At 35.3% G+C, this 21,000-nt stretch carries 21 protein-coding genes; 5 read left to right on the forward strand and 16 right to left on the reverse strand.

The features are described 5' to 3' along the window. The first annotated feature begins 100 nt into the window (after positions 1–100). Positions 101–1,228, forward strand: coding sequence for a metal ABC transporter permease (locus M666_RS16530; protein WP_024481109.1), 1,128 nt, complete (start codon positions 101–103; stop codon positions 1,226–1,228). Then, positions 1,221–2,381, forward strand: a complete 1,161-nt coding sequence (locus tag M666_RS16535) for a metal ABC transporter permease (RefSeq protein ID WP_029446762.1) — start codon at positions 1,221–1,223, stop codon at positions 2,379–2,381. The genes M666_RS16530 and M666_RS16535 overlap by 8 nt, the downstream gene beginning before the upstream one ends. 894 nt (positions 2,382–3,275) lie before the next feature. Here M666_RS16535 and M666_RS16540 read toward each other — a convergent pair. The 12 genes from M666_RS16540 to M666_RS16595 all read right to left on the reverse strand — a co-directional run bounded on the left by M666_RS16540 (position 3,276) and on the right by M666_RS16595 (position 14,911). Beyond that, positions 3,276–4,022, reverse strand: a complete 747-nt coding sequence (locus M666_RS16540; protein ID WP_029446763.1) for a hypothetical protein — start codon at positions 4,020–4,022, stop codon at positions 3,276–3,278. Positions 4,023–4,154: 132 nt separating this feature from the next. After that, complete coding sequence (locus M666_RS16545; protein WP_029446764.1) at positions 4,155–4,904, reverse strand: LytR/AlgR family response regulator transcription factor; 750 nt, start codon at positions 4,902–4,904, stop codon at positions 4,155–4,157. Between the two features lie 3 nt (positions 4,905–4,907). Continuing rightward, positions 4,908–5,972, reverse strand: coding sequence for a sensor histidine kinase (locus M666_RS16550; protein WP_226989923.1), 1,065 nt, complete (start codon positions 5,970–5,972; stop codon positions 4,908–4,910). Then, positions 5,965–7,185, reverse strand: a complete 1,221-nt coding sequence (locus M666_RS16555; protein WP_024481114.1) for an ABC transporter permease — start codon at positions 7,183–7,185, stop codon at positions 5,965–5,967. The genes M666_RS16550 and M666_RS16555 overlap by 8 nt, the downstream gene beginning before the upstream one ends. A 1-nt stretch (position 7,186) precedes the next feature. After that, a complete protein-coding gene (locus M666_RS16560) occupies positions 7,187–7,927 on the reverse strand; it encodes an ABC transporter ATP-binding protein (RefSeq protein ID WP_029446766.1) in 741 nt (246 codons plus the stop codon). 11 nt (positions 7,928–7,938) lie between these two features. Beyond that, positions 7,939–9,171: an efflux RND transporter periplasmic adaptor subunit gene (locus M666_RS16565; protein ID WP_029446767.1), complete on the reverse strand. Its 1,233-nt coding sequence runs from the start codon at positions 9,169–9,171 to the stop codon at positions 7,939–7,941. 4 nt (positions 9,172–9,175) lie between these two features. Beyond that, positions 9,176–10,501 carry a TolC family protein gene (locus tag M666_RS16570; RefSeq protein ID WP_029446768.1) on the reverse strand — a complete coding sequence of 442 codons (1,326 nt, stop codon included), beginning with the start codon at positions 10,499–10,501 and terminating at the stop codon, positions 9,176–9,178. A gap of 181 nt (positions 10,502–10,682) precedes the next feature. Then, positions 10,683–11,474 carry a hypothetical protein gene (locus M666_RS16575; RefSeq protein WP_029446769.1) on the reverse strand — a complete coding sequence of 264 codons (792 nt, stop codon included), beginning with the start codon at positions 11,472–11,474 and terminating at the stop codon, positions 10,683–10,685. A gap of 69 nt (positions 11,475–11,543) precedes the next feature. Continuing rightward, entirely contained in the window at positions 11,544–12,080 is a 537-nt protein-coding gene (locus M666_RS16580; RefSeq protein WP_029446770.1) for a hypothetical protein, read from the reverse strand. A gap of 20 nt (positions 12,081–12,100) precedes the next feature. Then, a complete protein-coding gene (locus M666_RS16585; RefSeq protein ID WP_029446771.1) occupies positions 12,101–12,643 on the reverse strand; it encodes a DinB family protein in 543 nt (180 codons plus the stop codon). A 194-nt stretch (positions 12,644–12,837) separates the two neighbouring features. Next, positions 12,838–14,340: an FAD-binding oxidoreductase gene (locus tag M666_RS16590; RefSeq protein WP_029446772.1), complete on the reverse strand. Its 1,503-nt coding sequence runs from the start codon at positions 14,338–14,340 to the stop codon at positions 12,838–12,840. Further along, positions 14,333–14,911, reverse strand: a complete 579-nt coding sequence (locus tag M666_RS16595; RefSeq protein WP_029446773.1) for an N-acyl amino acid synthase FeeM domain-containing protein — start codon at positions 14,909–14,911, stop codon at positions 14,333–14,335. Before M666_RS16595 ends, M666_RS16590 begins: the two co-directional genes overlap by 8 nt. A gap of 274 nt (positions 14,912–15,185) precedes the next feature. On the opposite strand from M666_RS16595, the gene M666_RS16600 reads away from it, so the two are divergent. From M666_RS16600 to M666_RS16610, 3 genes are all read left to right on the forward strand, one after another. Then, entirely contained in the window at positions 15,186–16,352 is a 1,167-nt protein-coding gene (locus M666_RS16600; RefSeq protein ID WP_029446774.1) for a DUF4861 family protein, read from the forward strand. A gap of 67 nt (positions 16,353–16,419) precedes the next feature. Continuing rightward, a complete protein-coding gene (locus M666_RS16605; RefSeq protein ID WP_029446775.1) occupies positions 16,420–16,989 on the forward strand; it encodes a Crp/Fnr family transcriptional regulator in 570 nt (189 codons plus the stop codon). Positions 16,990–17,051: 62 nt separating this feature from the next. After that, positions 17,052–18,062: an NAD-dependent epimerase/dehydratase family protein gene (locus M666_RS16610; protein WP_029446776.1), complete on the forward strand. Its 1,011-nt coding sequence runs from the start codon at positions 17,052–17,054 to the stop codon at positions 18,060–18,062. A gap of 78 nt (positions 18,063–18,140) precedes the next feature. Here the strand turns inward: M666_RS16610 and M666_RS16615 are convergent, their stop codons facing one another. From M666_RS16615 to M666_RS16630, 4 genes are all read right to left on the reverse strand, one after another. Further along, positions 18,141–18,650 carry a hypothetical protein gene (locus M666_RS16615; protein ID WP_029446777.1) on the reverse strand — a complete coding sequence of 170 codons (510 nt, stop codon included), beginning with the start codon at positions 18,648–18,650 and terminating at the stop codon, positions 18,141–18,143. 156 nt (positions 18,651–18,806) lie between these two features. Then, positions 18,807–19,604 carry a hypothetical protein gene (locus M666_RS16620; protein WP_151198081.1) on the reverse strand — a complete coding sequence of 266 codons (798 nt, stop codon included), beginning with the start codon at positions 19,602–19,604 and terminating at the stop codon, positions 18,807–18,809. Positions 19,605–19,663: 59 nt separating this feature from the next. Beyond that, a complete protein-coding gene (locus tag M666_RS16625) occupies positions 19,664–20,350 on the reverse strand; it encodes an NAD(P)H-binding protein (RefSeq protein ID WP_029446779.1) in 687 nt (228 codons plus the stop codon). Between the two features lie 93 nt (positions 20,351–20,443). Further along, complete coding sequence (locus M666_RS16630; RefSeq protein ID WP_029446780.1) at positions 20,444–20,983, reverse strand: TPM domain-containing protein; 540 nt, start codon at positions 20,981–20,983, stop codon at positions 20,444–20,446. Between the last annotated feature and the right edge of the window lie 17 nt (positions 20,984–21,000).

A 21,000-nucleotide genomic window follows, 5' to 3' on the forward strand; every position in this document is an offset into this window, starting at 1 on the left:
GGATTACCGGCTTACAAAAACATTTAAGAACAAATATTGAACCTTGAGTACTAAACAATACTAACCAAATATTACAGACTAACCACTAAAACAAATAATCATAGATCCTTTAGAATACATACAACTTGTCTTTTCTGATTATACCCTGAGAACCATCACTTTAGGGACTGCCATTTTAGGAGCTGTTTGTGGTATGCTCGGTAGCTTTGCCGTTCTTAGAAAGCAAAGTTTATTAGGAGATGCCATCTCACACGCTGCGTTACCAGGTATTGCTATTGCATTTCTAATCACAGGAACAAAAGACAGTAGCGTACTGCTAATTGGTGCACTGATCAGCGGACTCTTAGGCACGTTTTGGATTCGTGGAATTACCACTAAAACGCATTTAAAATCAGACACCGCATTAGGGTTAATATTATCCCTCTTTTTCGGATTTGGTATGTTGCTCCTTACTTTTATTCAAAAGCAACCCAATGCCAACCAAGCGGGTTTAGATAAATACCTTTTTGGGCAAGCAGCAACACTCGTAGAAAGCGATGTTTGGCTTATGGCTATCGTAACCGGTATTTGCCTAATCATTTTACTACTATTTTGGAAAGAATTTAAAATTCTTCTATTTGATGCCGACTATACCAAAACACTCGGTTTCAATACAAAATTCATAGATATTCTAATTACCTCATTTATTGTGCTCGCTATTGTTTTAGGGCTACAAACAGTAGGTGTTGTGCTAATGAGCGCTATGCTCCTTGCTCCCGCTGCTGCGGCACGACAGTGGACAAATAGTTTAAGCTTTATGGTGGTTCTCGCAGCTATTTTTGGTGCCTTTGCAGGTGTGTTTGGTACGGCAATTAGTGCTAGCCAGACCAACCTATCTACAGGACCTGTAATTGTTATTGTAGCCGGTGTTTTTGTGCTATTTTCTTTTATCTTTTCTCCAAGTCGCGGCTTACTTTTTAAACAGCTACGGATTATTAAAAACAGACGTGATTTAGAGTTACACAAAACCTTAGCATTCATGTATCATATAGCCGAAACACATGATAATATTTCGCATCCGCATACAATTAAAATATTGAATAATTTTCAAGGGTATACCACCAAAACACTAAAAGAATTAGAGCATAAACATTACGTTACTATTCAAGGGAATATGTGGAGTTTAACCGAAGAAGGTTTTAAAGTAGCTTCCAATTTGTACAATCAACAAAACGCCAAAGATGAGTAGCTCACAAATAGAAATTCAGCTTATTGCTAGTATCGTAGCCATCGCTTGTGCTATTCCAGGAACCTTTCTGGTGTTGCGTAAAATGGCCATGATTAGTGATGCCATCAGTCACTCTATACTCCCAGGTATTGTTATCGGATTCTTTATCACCCAAGATTTAAATTCGCCCGTACTCATTATTCTTGCAGCACTAACAGGGATTCTTACCGTGGTATTAGTAGAGTACATTCAAAAAACAGGCTTAGTAAAAGAAGATACCGCTATAGGATTGGTATTCCCTATTCTATTTAGCATTGGTGTTATTCTAATTGCTAAAAATGCAAACGATGTGCATTTAGATGTGGATGCCGTTCTCCTAGGAGAATTAGCCTTCGCGCCTTTTGATCGTATGATTATTGGTGGAACAGATATTGGTCCAAAATCATTAGTGATCATCGGGAGTATTCTAGTACTTACAATTATCCTTCTGATTGCCTTTTTCAAAGAACTAAAAATAAGCACTTTTGATGCTGGTCTAGCGGCTTCATTAGGATTCTCGCCTACCGTAATTCATTACGGATTAATGACAGTTTCTTCGGTGACTACCGTGGGTGCTTTTGATGCCGTCGGGGCTATTTTGGTAGTTGCATTAATGATTGCACCAGCGGCTACTGCCTATTTATTAACAACAGATTTAAAGCGCATGCTTCTTTTAGCTATAGTTTTTGGGGTTACAGGGGCTATTTCTGGCTATTGGCTAGCGCATTTCTTAGATGCTTCTATTGCGGGTTCTATAACTACGATGTTAGGTATTATCTTCTTTTTAGTCTACTTATTTGCACCTAGCAAAGGGGTTATTGCCGTAATCTATCGGGAGCGGCAACAACGAACAGAGGTTTCCTTACTTACCTTTTTATTGCATTTAAAAAATCACCAAGAGGAAGAAGAACGCCATGTGAACCATTTAAATGAGCATATCAATTGGCAGAAAGTCCGCAGTAAAACGGTCGTAGAACTTGCCCAAAAAAATAACATGATTGTTATTGATAATGGGGTGGTTTCCTTAACGGAAAAAGGAGAAGAATTTACCTCTCTTGCTATTGATTATATTATTACAAATGAAGATGCTAAAATTGAGTATATGAAAGATGATTTCTTTCTATTTAGGGGGTAACGTGTAATGTCAGTTCGAGTGATTTTCGGTAGAAAATTGTATCGAGAACTTTTTAATACCGGAATACTTCTCGATACTAATTACGCATCCGCTATCGCTACTTTATAATTCACTCGAAGTGACAGCGTAGTTTTGTTTTATATTTAGTACACATAGCTGCTCCTACCCTTATTACTTAATACTCAATACTTCGTACTAAATACTATCTACGTAATACTATAAAAACAAGTATCAGTTCGAGTGGTTTTCGATAGAAAATTGTATCGAGAACTTTTGAAGCACGACAACTTCTCGATACTAATGATGCATCCGCTTCGCTATGGCATCATTCACTCGAAGTGACAGCGTAGTTTTGTTTTATAATTAGTACACATAGCTGCTCCTACCCTTATTACTTAATACTCAATACTTCGTACTAAATACTATCTACTTAATACTATAAAAACAAATGTCAGTTCGAGTGATTTTCGGTAGAAAATTGTATCGAGAACTTTTTAATACCGGAATACTTCTCGATACTAATTACGCATCCGCTATCGCTACTTTATAATTCACTCGAAGTGACAGCGTAGTTTTGTTTTATATTTAGTACACATAGCTGCTCCTACCCTTATTACTTAATACTCAATACTTCGTACTAAATACTATCTACTTAATACTATAAAAACAAATGTCAGTTCGAGTAATTTTCGATAGAAAATTGTATCGAGAACTTTTGAAAAACGACAACTTCTCGATACTAATCATGCATCCGCTAGCGCTACTTCATCATTCACTCGAAGTGACAACACAACACTATTGTACTTTCAAAAAGGCCTGTCTATTCCTTCCTTACTGTATTACATATTACTAATAAATAATCTAAAGTAAAAAACCTCAGCAATCGCCTTAAAGCTAGTCTAGCTCTTCAGCTAGGGTATTGATAAGGATTTTAGTTTTACTGCGGAGACTCTTTGCATGGTCAAACTGAATTTGTGTTTGTAACATGCGATCTATAATACTATTCTGGTATTCTTTATCCGACAACAAGCCAATATAATCAGATTTGGCTCCATACTTTCGGATACTATCGTATTTTGGATCCGTATAGGGCAACATATCAACCAACGAAATGTACTTTTCTAATACTGGTTTGAGTCGGTTTGCTACAATGAGCTTAATCTTAGCATCTTGTTCTTTAAAATTCTGAATCTTGTTTGGATACATGATGATTAAATCTTTCAAATCTGCACTCTCAATAAACTCAAACTTTGTGGTATTAATGATGGAATTTATAGAACCATCTAATAAACTTACTTCTTTATCTAATACATTGATGATAGTGTCTTTGGCACCTTGAGTAATTTTATCTTCTGTATACCCAACATAATTCAAAGTGTTTTCTAACCGAACTATAGCGCGCGGATATTCTGCTACCAATCCATTTAATATTCTCAAGTTGGTATTCAGCTCCTCATTTAAACTTTTATATACTTTCTGCTCTACAATATTGTTTTTTCGGATCTCATTTAAATCGCCTATTTTCCAAGCAATCAAGATCCCAATGACAATCAATACAATCTCCCCAAAAGCATAAACAATATAGGATTTTACCTTACCCAAGGCAATCAGATTTCTTCTTAGTTTACGGAATAGCTTCATATATATTAAATTAGGTGCTCACAATCCTTTTTAATATCAATCTTAAAAAACAATAGTACTAATCTTAAAATTAGCCACTAGAGTTCTAGTGCACTTTACAATGCATTTAGAAAGAATAAGAAAAAAAGGGAATTACAAGTTTAGAGAATTGGCATTTATATAGTCTAAAAATTTACTTTTATATTGCTCCGATACGGTAATACGTTGGTTGTTTATGAGGATCTGACTCCGTTCAACAACGTCAATATTCTTTAACGAAACAATAAAGGAGCGGTGTACCCGCATAAAACTCTGTTCGGGAAGTTCCTCTTCGAGCGACTTTAAGCTCATCAATGTTAAAATTGCTTTTGGATTGTCTTTAATCCAAATTTTGATGTAATCTTTTAAGCCTTCAAAATACAATACATCCGCTAATTTAATCCGCAATTGTTTGTACTCAGATTTTACAAAAAGAAATTCTTTTTCTGGCTGCTCTTTTAATTCTGGCACCACTGATACCGGTACCGTTTGCTTTTTTGATAGATCAAACCAGACCTTCGCTTTATTTGCTGCAGTTAAAAACTCTGCATAATCAAAAGGTTTTAATAAATAATCTAAAGCTTCTACCTTAAACCCTTCTAAAGCATATTGATCAAAAGCCGTAGTAAGAATAAATCGCGTATTTTTAGGAAGCATTTTAGAAAACTCTAAGCCCGTTAAATCTGGCATTTGAATGTCTAAGAAAATTAAATCTACCGGCACTTCATTTAAGTAATCTAAAGCTTCCAATGCACTGCTGCATTTTTTTTTAAGTTGCAGAAATGGTGTTTTTGAAACATAGGACTCCACTAAATTTAGTGCCATAGGTTCATCATCTACTATAATACAGGTAATTACACTCATCTCTTAGGTTTCTATTCTTAAATCTACACTATAAATACCATCTTTTAATTGCGTCTCAAAAGTATATTTATCGGCATACAAAAGTGCCAAACCTTTCTTAAGGTTCTGTAAGCCTATCCCCGAACCACTTTTATCGGTCGTCGTTTTAGGAAAATTTGTATTCTCAATTTTAAAAATAACCAAATTATGTTCAGTAGTCAAGGCTATTTTAATCTCACTCTCTTGGGTTGCCGAAACTCCGTGTTTAAAGGCATTTTCTATAAGCGATATAAATAACAAAGGCGCTATTTGTATTTGTGTTTCTTCCAACGGAAAACTATAACTAATCTTTGTTTTATCTGAGGTACGTAACTCCATCAAATCTATATACTTCTTCAAAAAATCTATTTCCTTACTCAAAGCAATTACACTAGTATTGGTTTCATACAACAAGTAACGCATCAACTTACTTAAACTATGTAAGGTAGATTTGGCTTGCTCTGGTGCAACGTCTACCAGAGAATAGATATTATTTAAAGAATTAAAGAAAAAATGCGGCTGTAATTGGTAGCGCAAATGCTGAATCTCTGTTTGTAATTTTAAGGTTGCCGCCTCTTTAGTTGCTTTTTCTATTTTCACCCAGCGCTCCGTAGTTTTTAAAGCTACAGCGAAGGCTATAGGAACGATGGTTGCTATAATATTAAAATAGATAGACATTTCTTTACGTGGCATTTTTCTAGTCTCTTCACTACTAAGGTCCAGCCATTGGTCAAAATAAGAAGCTTTTAAGTGTTCTCTCAACATAATAGAAACCCCGATAATAATCACGTTAATGCCAATAAACTGCAGCAATTTATTAGAGAACAAAAGCTTATCAATAAGATACAGGTAATTGATATAAAATATAATTCCATAGAAGAATAAGTGCACCCAAGAGCGTATAAAAGTCTTTAATAACACTTGATCTTGTGTAGCATCTAACGTAAGTAAAAAATAAGGCAAACTAAACAAGATAAACCATGCTAGAACATGCAATACAGGTAGTAGTACTTTATTATTTATGGGCATATTAAAAAATCTATTATTCATATCTCATTGCTGCTATAGGATCTAAGGCTGCTGCTTTACGTGCGGGGTACCATCCAAAGAATATACCTGTTACGGCACATACCGCAAAAGAGATTATTATAGACGATGCCGTAACACTTGTAGGCCAATGCAATACTGTTTCTATGATAAAAGTAGTGCTTAGTCCTAAAACTACCCCAATAATTCCACCTGTAATACTAATTAATATCGCTTCGATTAGAAATTGCATCAAGATATCGGCTCCTTTTGCACCTACTGCCAATCGTAAGCCTATCTCCCTGGTGCGTTCTTTTACAGAAACATACATAATGTTCATGATCCCAATACCTCCAATTAATAAGGAGATACTTGCAATAGCTACTAACAATACCGTTAACATCTCACTGGTAGCACTAAAGGTAGAAATTAATTCTTCCATAGAACGTACTTCATAATCTGCAGTGGCTCCACTTTGCAAACCATGTGCTTCATCCATAATTTTAGTGACCTCAGTTACCGCATCTGCAGATTGATCTTCACTGACGGCAGAAGCAATTATAGATTGTAAATAGTCTATCGCTAAAATACGTTTTTGCACCGTAGTATACGGAGCAAGAACCACATCGTCTTGATCTTGACCAAAAGTATTTTCTCCCTTTTCAGCCAATACGCCAATCACCATAAAGGGGATATTGTTAAACCGAATCATCTTCCCTACCGGATCTTCTCCATTCGTAAATACATTCTCTACGACCGTTTGTCCAATAACAGCAACCTTTGCTGCCGAAGAAACCTCAGCATCGGTAAACATACTTCCATTTTCTATTTCCCACACTTTGATGGCCAAATAGTCCGGATTCACCCCATAAATACTAGAAGGCCAGTTTTCGGCTCCATTAATCACTTGACCGTTACCATCTACCTGCGGAGAAACATAGGTTAGTAAACTGGCTTCTGATGCTATTTTCTCATAATCATCAAGCGTAAGCGATTGCATTTCACTGCGGTCTAAACGTACTCCTGCTTTCCGTTCGGCATAAGGTCTTATGGTAATCATATTAGATCCCATATTAGATATTTGCGTTTTAATACTCTGTTTAGAGCCTTCACCAATGGCCAGCATGGCAATCACGGAAGCCACACCAATGATAACCCCTAACATGGTCAGCAAAGCCCGTACCTTATTTAAGATAATCGCTTTAAATGATATTTTTAATAAATTTAGAATTCTCATATCAATCTTCTTTTGGGATCGCTGCTAATTCTTCTTTAGCATTCTTAATGTTGGTATTCTTTTCGTCTTTTATAATCTGCCCATCTTTTAATACAATGGTACGCGTACTAAAAGAGGCGATATCTGGCTCGTGAGTTACAAAAATGATGGTTTTCCCCTGGCGATTCAGTTCTTGAAAAAGTGCAATAATCTCATAGGAAGTGCGGGTATCTAAATTCCCCGAAGCCTCATCTGCTAATAACACAATAGGATTATTCACTAATGATCTGGCTATAGCCACACGTTGCTGTTGCCCTCCTGATAATTGTGAAGGTGTATGATGCAAACGTTCTGACAAACCCACTTTCCCTAAGGCCTCTAAGGCTCTTTCTTTGCGTTCTTCTGTTGATACAGATGGATTGTATAGCAATGGCAATTCTACGTTCTCTAAAGCCGTTGTTCGTGGTAAGAGATTGTAGGACTGAAAAATAAAACCTATTTTTTCATTTCTAATTTTAGCCAGTTGATTTTTATCTAATTCCTTTACCGATACCCCATCTATCTTATAACTTCCTGATGTAGGTTGGTCTAAACAGCCTAAGGTATTAAGCATGGTACTTTTTCCCGAGCCACTTGTTCCCATAATGGTAACAAATTCTCCTTCGTCTATCGTAAAAGAAACTCCTCTTAGGGCATGAACAACCTCATCCCCCATTTTAAATTCCCTTTTTAAATCATCTATTTGTATGGCTATCTTTTTCATACGCTTATCTTTTATCGTTTTCCACCTCCTCCTGGTGGTTTTGTAGGCATAAACGGACTCTCACTATCTCCACTTGCCTTTCCTGTAGTGGCCCCAGACGCATATTTCATTTGATATACAATTACATCATTTGCAGTAACACCTTCTATTATCTCTACATTTACGCCGTCACTAACGCCTAAGGTTACTGGCTGCGGCTTAATATTTCCATTGGTATTCACCCATAATACTACCGGCTTCTCTTCAGGAGCTGCTTTCTTACCTTGTGCAGGTGGTGTATGCGTTATTCCTTTTTGCAGCTCATACGCTTGCATCAATTCTTGATTCGGTTTAAAATTAACTGCCTTTGCCGCTACCGTAAGTACCTCTTTCAATTCTACCGTATATATAGAAATTGTAGCGGTTAAGCCTGGCTTTAATTTTAAGTCTGGATTGTCTGCCTTAATAACTACCGTATAGGTCACTACATTGGAAGTAGTGGTTGGGTTAAGACGGACTTGAGTAACGGTACCCTCAAACTCTTCACCTTGATACGCATCTACTGTAAAACTTACACGCTGCCCCTCTTTTACTTGTCCTATATCTGCTTCATCTACAGCTGCTTCTACTTGCATTTCTGTTAAATCTTTGGCAATCGTAAATAAGGTAGGCGTGCTATAACTTGCTGCTACCGTTTGCCCTTCATCTACATCTCTAGACAACACTACTCCGTTTATAGGAGAATAGATATTAGCGTAACTCAAGTTTGTTTTTGCATTCTGATAATCAGAATAGGTTTCTGAAACGGTATTCTTAGCTACCTCATAATTATACAAGGCTTCATCATAATCAGATTTGCTAATTACCTGATTGTCGTACAATACTTTCTGACGGTCATAAATAGTCTTCTGATAATTTCTATCGTTTACCGATTTATTATAATTAGCCTGTTGCTTGATTAATGTAGATTGTAAAGTGGTCTTATCCAATTCGGCAATAAGTTGCCCTTCGGTAACCACACTGTTATAATCTACATAGATCTTTTCTACCACTCCAGATACTTGTGTACCCACATCTACTTGTTTTACGGGCTCTATTGTTCCTGTAGCGGTCACCATAGTCGTAACATCTCCCTTGGTTGCATTTACCGTTAGTACCTGCACTTCAGCGTTACCTGTCCCAGCAAAAAAGAAGAAATAACTTCCTAAACCAAGCGCGATAACAACTGCAGCTCCAATCCATTTTTTTGTTTTATTATTTTTCATATGATTAAATGCTTATTTGGTTTCCTTGATAAAATTGTAATAATTGATTGTACAATAAGTTTAAATATTTTGCTTGTATGTAATTTTGTTCTGTATTGGTATAGGTATTCTGACTCAAGATTAAATCTGTAGTACTCAATGCTCCCAATTCATATTGTTTCTGTGCCAATCTATAGGATTCTTTTGCCGCATTACGGGCAATATAGGCCGCGTTTAACTGACTCTGAGTGGCTATAGTGTTTTTCCACGCCGTTTCTACTTTCACATACAAGTCTTTCTCTTCTTGCGCTAATTGCAAGGCTGCATTGTCTATATTTAATTGTGCTTCTTGAACGGCTGCTTTTGTTTTATTCTTATTAAATATGGGAACGTTTAAGGATAAACCTACCCGTTGGTTAAAGTTGCCATCAAACTGATCGGTAAAATTTAAAGCTTGCGTAGACGTATATCCTGATCCTAAACTCCCCGTAAGTGATAAGGTGGGCAAGTATCCACCTTTTGCAATATCTAAGGCTTTTTCTGATACCAAAACATTTGTTTTACTGGCATTTATTTCTGGAAGTATAGCTACGGCTTCTGCATATACTTCTTGTAGTTCAGGAACATTCTCTGGCAAATATTCTACCCCATCTACAATAGCAAAACTATCCGTTGATGAGAGTTCTAAGAGTTGCTTTAAACTCAGTAATTGTAGATCATAGGTATTTTTAGCCGCTATTAAATTATAGTTGTTTGTAGCGGTTTGAGATTTAGCATCTGTATAATCACGTATAGCTATGGATCCCGCATCAAAAAGTGCCTTTGCTCTCTCTTCTTCTTTCTGAGAAGTGCTTACATTGTTTTCTGCAATCTTTATAGCCTCTTTCGCATATAACAATTGAATGTAGGCTTCAGTAATATTTAAGGTGATGTTGTTCTGAGACTCTTGCGCGTATAACTGATACTGATCTACGAGCAGTTTACTTTGTTTAATTTGATTGTTGATCTGATTGCCTTGAAATAGTGTTACGGACGTATTTAAAGAAAGGCTTGTGGAGTTTATCTGCTGCGAAACAAAATCGCTCGTAATAGGATCAATCGTATTCCCATTGGTAAGGTTCTGACTTGCTGTCCCTGATAGACTAGGTAAACGAGAAGATTTAGACTCCATTAAAGCTACCTCTGTTAATTGCTTATTAATGTTGGCTTGTTGTATCGTAATGTTATGCGCTAATGCATAAGCTATACATTCTTCTAAGGTCCAAACCTTAGCATCTGAAGTATTAGGCTGCTCTTGAGCAAAAATGCCCAAGCTAAACAGTAGCGATGCTATAAATGTATATAGTTTCATATGGAGTGATTTTTAATTTACACTTCAAAATTGAAACTTATACGCGTATCTAGTAAACGGAATAGAAGTTCTGCCCTATTTCCTATACCAAAAGAAGAATTCTATCGATGAGATTTTTGAATAGGAAGTCAGTTTGCCATTGAGAATTGTATTAGCTTCCGCTTCATGGGTACTAAGCCTCTTACTTATCTTTCTCTTTATCTTCCCAATCACCAACCCATTTATTGGGTCCTACTTGTTTTATTTTAGGAGTTCCTCTGGATAAAATCACTTTAAAATAACCTAGTATTGATACGCTCAGTACAAAAATAAAAAACATGATTATAAGGATACTAAGTGCAGAAATATTACCGCCTTGAAAAAGTCCATTTACTAATAAGGCATCAAAAGCTATCATGATTAAAGGAATAAGAAAATAAAAAACTACCACCTTTACACCATTAAAATACCAAGTCATATCCCTATTAAAAGCAAATAATAGTTGACCAATTACAAAAAAGATAAACACAAGAAAGAATAAAAAGCTTCTTAATAGTTTGCTTGTAAAAAACTTTACTTTTATAATAACCGTATCGGTAATCTTATGATAATTAATGCTTAGCTTATCTCCTTCTTGAATTTCAGACGTTGAGATCTCTAATTTTCTTTCTAATGTTTTTCCCTCAATAGTAGTAAAACGTATGGTGGGAATATAGGAATCTCCTTTAGAATTATACGTCGTTTCATCTATAGTTATATTAATCACTCTAGCGGTATAATTTTCTCCTGCAACCAGAGATTTAAATGTGTTTTGTACCGTAGTCAAGAAAAAATTACTAAAAAAAAGAAAGATAAAATTGATAAAAACTAAGAGTAATCCACTGTAAAAATAGGTAAACCAGCCTTTTTCAGGAGATAGTCTTTTTACAAAACAATAGGTGATTATTGAAATGATGCCAATAAATACTATAGAGTTGGTAGGGGTTATTTGCATATTTTAAAAGCGACTATGAATAGATGTACGATGCTATTTTTAAGAAATTTCCTTTAAATCCTATTTAGATTATCCATATTCTACAAGCGCATACCCCCAAATAGCAAAAAGAAATAGGCTTAAAAAGCTCAAGTTTAATCTCGCATTTTGTGATATATCTTGTTTCAAGAGTACATAACTGCCCGAAATTAGCAGGATGAGGTTCCCTGAAATCATCAATACACCCAGTACGCCATTTAAACCGGACTGAATAGCAATTTCTTTACCTTCTACGATAACGGTCTTTACTGTTTTAAATATTGGGCTACTGGTTATTTCAATATAGGAGCTTTCAATTTTTGTCCGTAACGTAGAAAATTTATAATCATTTTCGGTAGTGTAATTATAGCCCATGTGTTTGCTTCTTTCTTTAGAAGCTATGGAATGGTTTGGTAAAAATATCCATTCCGTATTCCGTAAACTTTCTGTCTGATGATGCTCGGGTAAGAGCAAAAAGTCTATTATAAACAAGGAACTTAATAAAAAAGGTACTGCAATTAATAGTAAAAATTTTCTTTTAAAATTCGTTTTTATAAATCCATTGATCCAATCTGCAAATCCATCCATCCAAAAATTCTTGAAATTAATTATTGAAATAAAACATATCTAGGTGGTACCAGTTGGTTCAATCGCATATAGACGAGCATCTGAGCCCTATGGTGAGTGATATGATCACTTAACAATAACAGAATTTGCCTCTTTGTTCTATCTGCTCCAAAATAATCTAATCGGTCTTCTAATTTAACCAGTTCAAAATGGTTGATAAATGTTATTGCCGTATCAAATGTTTTATCAATAGTAGCCATCATCTCTGCCTTAGATTTATCGGCTACCTTAAGGGTTGTATCTGTATCCCAATCTCTTGCAGCTCTGCCTCCTAATAGCGACTCACTATGCCAATCCATTGCCCAAGCAATATGCATTAAATGCTCTTCAAAACTTAAGGATTCTGGTGTGGGCTTAAATGTGTAGTTCTCTTCGGGCATTGTTTCTGCCACAAGAAGTAAGTATTTCCTTGAGTTTTCTAATCGCTCTACATACTGCTCAATAAAATTGTCTTGCTGGGCAAACAACGGTGATGCTATAGAAGATAGTACCAATATAGCAGTAAGAACTAATAGTTTTCTCATGAGAATTCAAGTTTTTGTTTCTTTTACATAGTATTGGCAGCATTCACTACCGATGTTTTATAAGCTATTATAGCTTATAAGTTCTTTATAGAAAATACTAATATAGCAGAAAATTATTCAATTTAAATATACATTGATCTTCAGCTACCCAATTAAAGTATGATGCTTTTGGCCTCTTTCATATTCTCCAGTGCTTATTCTGAATAACGATTTGGGGCTACGATATTATTCGGATCTAGTTTGTTTTTCAGTTTCCCTGCGAGACTATCTTTCCAGTTGACACGATCTACATAGTCCTTCTGAAAAATGGTGGGCAACCGATATGGATAAATGCCAAGTTCTAATGAGAATGCTAATAAACGTCTATATAAGTCATGGGCATTTGCTACGGCTTCCTTTTCTTTTTTATTAAACAAAATTGGTATGGTAGATGCTATGATATTTTCATTCTGAATGGTTAAGGTTACCATAGGTTCTATGTTAAACGCTTCAAATATTTTATAGATACCCACCATATATTCATTAATAATAGCAATTTTAAATGGTAAAACTGGTGCGTACCATAAAATTCCTATATGATCCTTTAATGGATTGTATTTTTTGTCTCCATCAGCTATATCCGATAGAGAGTATATTAAATTAAGAGGATATCTAGAAGGTTTTCCTTTTAAAATGGAGAAGCCTTCTTTTATTTTTTTTAGGTCCTCAGCATCAACAAAGAGCTTCCCTAGCCAACTTTTATTAATTATAACATTGTTAGAAGCTATGTAGCGCTTTTTTGTTCCAATACCTCTCAATGCCTTTTTTAACTCTTTTTTTATGGTCGCTCTAATTCCTTTTGAGCCATAGATTGCCCCCATAACAGTCCAATCTTCTAACTTATGGGCCGTTTTAAGCTTTTGTATTTTATCTTCAGCGCAATAACCTTGTTCCTCTAACAGGTAATTGCTTTTCATTGCCAACATCCTACGGGTATTCATTAGGTTAATCCCCGAAATGAAACCTTTATACGATTCTTTTATTTCCTTCAATTTTAATAAACACTCGTCTAGCGCTTCATTAGAAATAGCCATCGTAAATAGTACAATTTTATCTGGCGTACGCTCTAGCTTTATGGTCATTTCGTAAACAACCCCAAAATTGGATTGAAAGAAAATATAATCAAAATTAGGCCCCACTCCCCATTTATGATGTTTGTCTAATTGTGATAGTCCTAATTCAGAAAAAGGAGATTGGTAGGTACTCCCATCGGGTAAAATTGCTTTTAAGGAACGTACGGATGCTACATGATCATGAATTGGAGTAATTCCAAATCCTCGCTCTAAAGCATTTCCCATAATATTTGCCTCTGGCCCTGCCCCAGTTACTGGCACCATAAACTCATAAGAATTAGCTTTTAAATAATTATAGAGTTTTTCTTGGGTTAAACCAGGTCCAAACGTCAATAACCCCTCTTCAGCATCAAAGCTGATGACCCCTGGCATTTTTGACAAATTCATTACAATTGGAGTATTTTCATCAGACGGAAAACTACTTCCATACCCCCAGTTATTACCTGATGAAACTGGATAAAAACTACAAGCATTTGTATTGCAATACATTATAATCTCTTTTATCTCCTCTGTAGTTTCTGGATACACTATATTTTTACTTGCGGCCAGCTGATCTAAACACCTTGTAATGGTCTGTTTATGCATTGTAGTATTTGTAGATGGTTTCTCTAAATAGGTTCGGGAAGTGTTCTGCGTCAATCATATTTAAATCGCAATACATTAATTGCGCAGGAGCCTCTGAAAGTTTTTCGTATTCCTTTTCAGTACCAAGTTTTATACAATTGAAAAAACTCTCATAAAAATTACATGAATTGGGGTGTACGGAGAGAATTACATTGGTGACTCCCCTTTTTAGGCTCTCTGAACTCAAGAGGGAAAGTAAATTTAAAAGATCACTATATCTAGGTATTTTTCTGCAATCTGCAAGCAGACAAACTTCTGCAACAAACTCTTTTGCTTTTAGAAGTTCTGTTATTTCTTCTGCATAGATATCTGAGCTAGGCAGTTCTTCTTTTTTGGAGCTAATGATGGCGGAACATGTGATAATAGGATGCTCGCCTTTTCTACCATAGGCTCTAATAAAACTATGTTTCTTCACCCTATTAATATGGGTAAAATCTCCTTCTTCTATTAATTTTTTTGAATGATATGCTTTCTGAATAAGGGTATCGGTACATTCATATTCTTCGTCTGTTGAAACTATTTTAAATTCCATTTTTAGGGTGCTTTTACGTTATACATGCAGTTGTTACTTCTTGGATCACGTCATTTCACCCTCCATAAGATCGCCAAATTATGACGTAACTATGTATTTGTTTCGTAGGTAAAATAGTACACCACTAATATATGTAATTATTAAGCACTTCATTCTACGATACATTGAAGATTATAAACAATATTCTCAAAAATTGTAGTTTTTAATTACCGCCCTTAAAAGTAGAAAAGACTATATTCATAGCTCAAAATTCAGAAATGATGAACGTATTTTCATGAAATCAGCGCTATTCCTACTTCTTTTACTATCGGCGCTACAGTGTACCTATCCTCAAAACGCTTCGCCACAGGAAAATGTTACGATAGCTATTATGGTAGAAAACCCACTACCCATCATAAGAACCAATGAAACCATAACCTTAAGTGCCCCTTTTATTAAAGCCCATTTTACAAATGCTACGCTTACTCATATTCAAGTTGAAGATTTGAAGACTCATACTTTTTTAACCACACAAGCCATGGATTATAATGAAGATGGCGATCCAGAAGAATTTATTTTTCAAAGTGATTTTGCTCCAAATGAACAAAGAAGCTTTGAACTTAGTCTCTTTAATAAAGCTGCTGTTACTTCTGCTATAGTAGCTGCTGCTTATCTCCCTACACCTGAAGGTATGGAAGATTTTACTTGGGAGAATGATTTTATTGGTTATCGGTTTTACGGTCAAGAGCGAGCATTAAAGCAAGGTACCGGAATTGCTATGGATGTTTGGTGTAAACGGGTTCCTGAAATCCTAATAGAAAAATGGTATGCCCCTTCGCAGAGTTACCATGTAGATACAGGCTACGGTGCAGATCATTATAGTTCTGGAAAGAACCAAGGGTGTGGCGGTACAGGAATTTTCACAAACGATTCTATTTATTTTTCAAATGCTTTTTATGATCAACACATTATTGCAAATGGTCCTATTCGTACGGTCTTTGAATTAAAATTTACAGGATGGACTCTAGATGATGATCTTTTAGAAATCAAAAGAGTAACCTTGGATGCTGGTCATTATTTTAATAAAATTGAAAGTACCTATACTACGGATATTGCCGCTCTAGGATATACCCATGCGGTAGGTTTTGTACAACGTGATGATTCCTACACCAGAATTGAACAAGATTTAGGTTGGCTAGCGAGTTGGGAATCTTTAGGAGAAGGCAAAGGAAACTTGGGTACTGGTTTTATTGCAGCGCCAGATGCTATTGTAAAAATTGACACGATCAATAATCATTTGGTGAGCCTCCTGCAAGCTAAACCACAAACAGGTATTTCTTATTATACAGGTGCTGCTTGGGATCAGTTTGGTGCCATACCCTCAAAAGAAGCATGGCTACACTATATAGCACAACAAGCGGAATGCATTCAAAACCCTTGTGTCATTACTGTAAAAGAATAAGAATAGCTTGTATATGCTGAGTTTCTTTATTTAATACTATTTTTAAGTTTCAATTACATCTACTACCATGAAGAATTTACAGTCTTATTTAAAAGCACGTGTTCCTATTAGCTCCACAGATATTGAATTGCTCCATACATATTTCACAAAAGAGGAAGTACCCGCGCAAACTCCTCTTTTAGCTTCAGGGAGTATAGAACGCTACCTGTACTTTCTGAGTAAAGGTATTGTAAAAGGGTTTCAAAATATAGATGGTAAAATTGTTATTCAACATCTTGTTGCTGAACATGATTTTTTTACGTCACTAGAAAGTTTTATGACTCAAACTCCTACTACAGATTATTACGAAACTATTACACCATGTACCATATTAAAAATTGCTAAGACGGACTTTGATTCTTTACAAGAAAAGAGCTCTTTTTGGACAGATGCTGTAAACATTATTACCAATGAACATTTAAATTGCAAATTAGAACGTGTAAAAGATTTTCAAATCTTAACAGCCAAAGAACGGTATCTAAAATTTGTTGCACAAAACCCTAAACTGGCCTTACAAGTATCTATAGATAATATTGCTTCTTTTTTAGGAATAGAACCGCAGTCTTTGAGTAGAATCCGAAAACAAATTGCTTTCTAACAAATGTTATTTTTGATCTCTTGAATTTCATTGAAATTTACTTTCATAAATTTAAGAATAGTATGAGCAAAGAAATTTCATTAGTAACCGGAGCAAATGGTCATTTAGGCAACAATTTAGTCCGACTTTTAGTCGCAGAAAACCACAACGTACGCGCAAGCGTTAGAAACCTAAAAAATCTATCCCCTTTTAAAGGAGTAGCTTGTGAAGTTGTTGAAGCAGATATCACTGACAGCGATTCCTTGCGTAAAGCTTTTAAAGGAGTTACCAACCTTTATGCCGTAGCTGCAAATTTTAGCATGTGGGCCAAAAACCCTAAAAAAGATATCTATGACACCAACGTTCAAGGCACACGAAATGTGTTTGATATAGCCAAGGAATGCGGCATTAAAAACATTGTATATATTAGTTCTGTAGCCTCTTTAGATTTTACAACACTGCCTGCATCGGTAACCAACGGGTATAATAAAGACCGTAGGAATTGGTATTATAATTCGAAAAATGATTCCGATCAATTAGCAGTGGCTTTAGGCGAAAAGTATGGTATAAGAACTGTTGTGGTGCTCCCTTCCGCCATGATTGGCGCAGAAGCTTTTAAACTAAGTTATACCAATAACCTAGTCCTTCAAATTTTAAAAGGTGAAATACCTGTAGATACCAACGTAACCCTAAATTGGATTTCTGTAAAAGATGTTGCGCTTGGAGCGTATAAAGCTATGAATAAAGGACGCCATTTAGAGCGCTATATTCTCGCCAATGAAACGCATACTACCTTGCAAGAAAGTGTAGCCATTGCCGCAAATCTGTATCCAGAATTAAAGCTTAAGACCCCCAAAAAAATACCCAAATGGCTTTTATATACCGTGGCAGCTCTTATGGAATGGAGTAGTAAACTAACAGGAAAAGAGCCCTTATTACAGCGCCAATATGTAACCATGTTTTACGGTTTAAAACAAGATTATGACCTTCAAAAATCTAGAGAAGAATTAGGTTTTAACCCGAAACCTTCAAAACAAGCCTTAGAAGAAGCGCTGAGGTATTTAAAAAATGATTGGAAACCACTAGTACTCTAAAATCAGTATTAAGTTTACTTTCAGAAACTATTGGTTCTGGAGGTAAACTTTTTCAGTAGGCTAAGACACGGAATAATCTTATAAAGCAGAATTATATACTTCTTCTAACTTTTGTTCCATGTGTTCAAACCAATAGGCATCATCTTCTGGCTTGAAAGAAAATTTAGTTAATAATCCTGTACCCAACATCATCCAGGAGAATATATTAATTGGTCTTATTTTTCTACCACTTAAAGAAAATTTCTGTATTTCGGTAATGATGGTTCCTGCTTGATTTTTTTCTAACTTAAATAGGGTTGTATTTTTTATTCCAGCTTGATGTCTAACGGTCGTAAAAGCCTTGTTTTTAGTACTCTCTATAATAGAGCATAATACAACATCTCCTTCACAATCTTCTCCAGTATGAATTTCTGTCCATTGATTTCCTATTTCTAATTCAAAAGAGGCATTCACTTCATTATGATAACAAGGGTCTTTCGTAAATGCTACTGCATATTTTGGATGCGTTAAAAATTCCCAGATTTGGTCTGGTTGATATGCACTTTGAAATTGAACTATCGTTGTAGTATGTTTTCTTTCTACTTTCATTGCTGAATTTTAACCCTTTAGTTTACTAATTAATTTTTAACATATTGACTGCCTCATTTTTTTTTGCAGCTATGTAATTTTCAGCCACACGAACACTTTTTTTATCATTCGAAGAATGAAAGAAGCTTTCTGCTGTTTTTTTGTTAGACGCCCTAATTACTTTTTTTCTACATATTTATTGCTAATCCACCCTCTCAGTTTTTGTTGTTCAAAATCATAAGAAATTGGAGAAGAACATACATCATCATTTATGGCTTCATTGGAGATTTCTACATACAACCAAGTTCTTTCCTCATGATCATTTCCTTTATACGTGGCCAAAACACTTACTACGGCACCTTTATATAGTTTTGCTATTATATTAGTTTGCTCATCGCAGGTAAAACTTGCATTATGACTATTTAAATCTGCCGAAAACCGAACATTGTAATTATCGGTCGTAATACGTACATCATAGGCCTCCTCTAATGTATATCCAGGTAATAGTACGAGTCTATAATTGTCCTCATCATTATAATATTCGTGGTTATAGGAAACATAATTATTTTCAAGAACGACTTCATCTGCTACAAAAGAAAAATCTCTATGCGAACCAAAAGGACTTTCTCCGCAACAATGATTGGTTACAGAATTTAAAGTAAGTTTTGAAGCCTTATTATTTCTTGAATCGATAAAATCAACGCTAACTACCCCAAACTCGTCTATCACTTTTTTATAAGTTCCATTGGTATTTAAATGAACCCTCAAGCAATTACCTTCTCCACATCCGAAACTAAAAATATAATCTAAATCGTGATCGTTATCTACGTCTATCAATTTGATTGAAAAATCTTCACTAGTATTCGCATAATTCTCCTTGTATTCTTTTATAACAGCATCGATACTGTCAGATTCATTTTGAGCAACAATAAAAAGCGGAATCATAAAAAAAATACTAACTAATTTAAATTTCATTGTTCTAAATTTAGGGTTATTCATAACTTTTAAATGGACTCATAGACTAACTAGCTTGCTTATTCCTTTTCTGAAATTGCATAAAATTCATCCCACTGTAACAGTTCAAACGATGTATTTTTCTTAAAAATGTTTTTTGCCATTGCTTGTCCCAGAACCTGTACTGGAATTCCACGATATTTTCGAAACCTCCCTATAAATAAAGGTTTCAAAAGTGGCCATATCTTTAAAGTAACAGCCTGCGCAATGCCATACCTGTTTGTTGGCGTTAAAATCATTGAAGGCTGAAAGATACTCAATCGATCAAAATTTAGCGCTTTTAGCGCTGCTACCAGCTCACCTTTAACTCTTAGATAAAAAGATTTTGATGTAGGACTTATATCAACCGAAGACAACAGTTCAAAATGAGAAACACCTGCATTTTTGCAGGCTACAGCAAAATCAAGCACCGCTGTTTTATCTATTTTTATAAATTCTTCTTTACTTATTTTTGAAGGCTCTCCTACTCCTAAGGTGCAAATAGCTGCCGTATGGCCTTTTAAAAAATTTTGATAAGAACTAACATCCATGATATTAATTTTATGCTGCTGCACAGCTGTATCGCTTATATTTGGAATGGGACTTCTGCCCAGTATTGTTAACTGGGGTATGCTTTTTAATTGAAGTAAGGCTTGTAGGGTTTCTGTACCAACCGCACCACTTGCCCCTAACATTACTATTGCTGTTTGCTTGGATTCTAAACTCATTGTATTATGCTAAAAATTAAGATGGTTGCTACGGTTATTTAGCCTCTAAAGAATGGTTACACATAGTACCCATAACCGAAAACTAAAATACAATTAATTCCAACGCCTTATGAGTTCATTCACTCCTTTGGTAATGCCTGTATAAAATTCGCCATTTTTAAATTCTGGCAAAATCGTTTCGGCAATTACCTCATTACAAATCTCATCTGTTAATACCTGTTCTGTTCCTAATCCGGTTGCAATCGCAATTTGTCTACAAGGTTTGCAAATAACGATTACCAAGCCATTATTTTTATCCGCGGCACCCACTCCCCATTCATTTCCTAAATCTGAAGCATACTTTTCAATATTTTTATAAGGCGCAATACTATCTATGGTTATTACCGCTATTTGTCGTGTAGTAGTACTGTCATACTCATACAGTACTTTTGTTAATTCTAAATATTGTGTCTCCGAAAAAATTTGTCCATAATCGTTAACAATACCAACGGACTTAGGAAAGCCATTTTTTTCCAATTCTGATGGGCCAAATTCAGCTATTGGTTTCTCTATTCCAGATTCTTGTGTTGTTCCTTTACAGGAAAATAAGCTAACTATTAAAACGAAAAGAAGTATTTTAGTGTCGGTTTTCATTCTTTCTATGGCCTTTA

Origin of the sequence: Cellulophaga baltica 18 (genome assembly GCF_000468615.2) — a bacterium.
GTDB lineage: Bacteria > Bacteroidota > Bacteroidia > Flavobacteriales > Flavobacteriaceae > Cellulophaga > Cellulophaga baltica.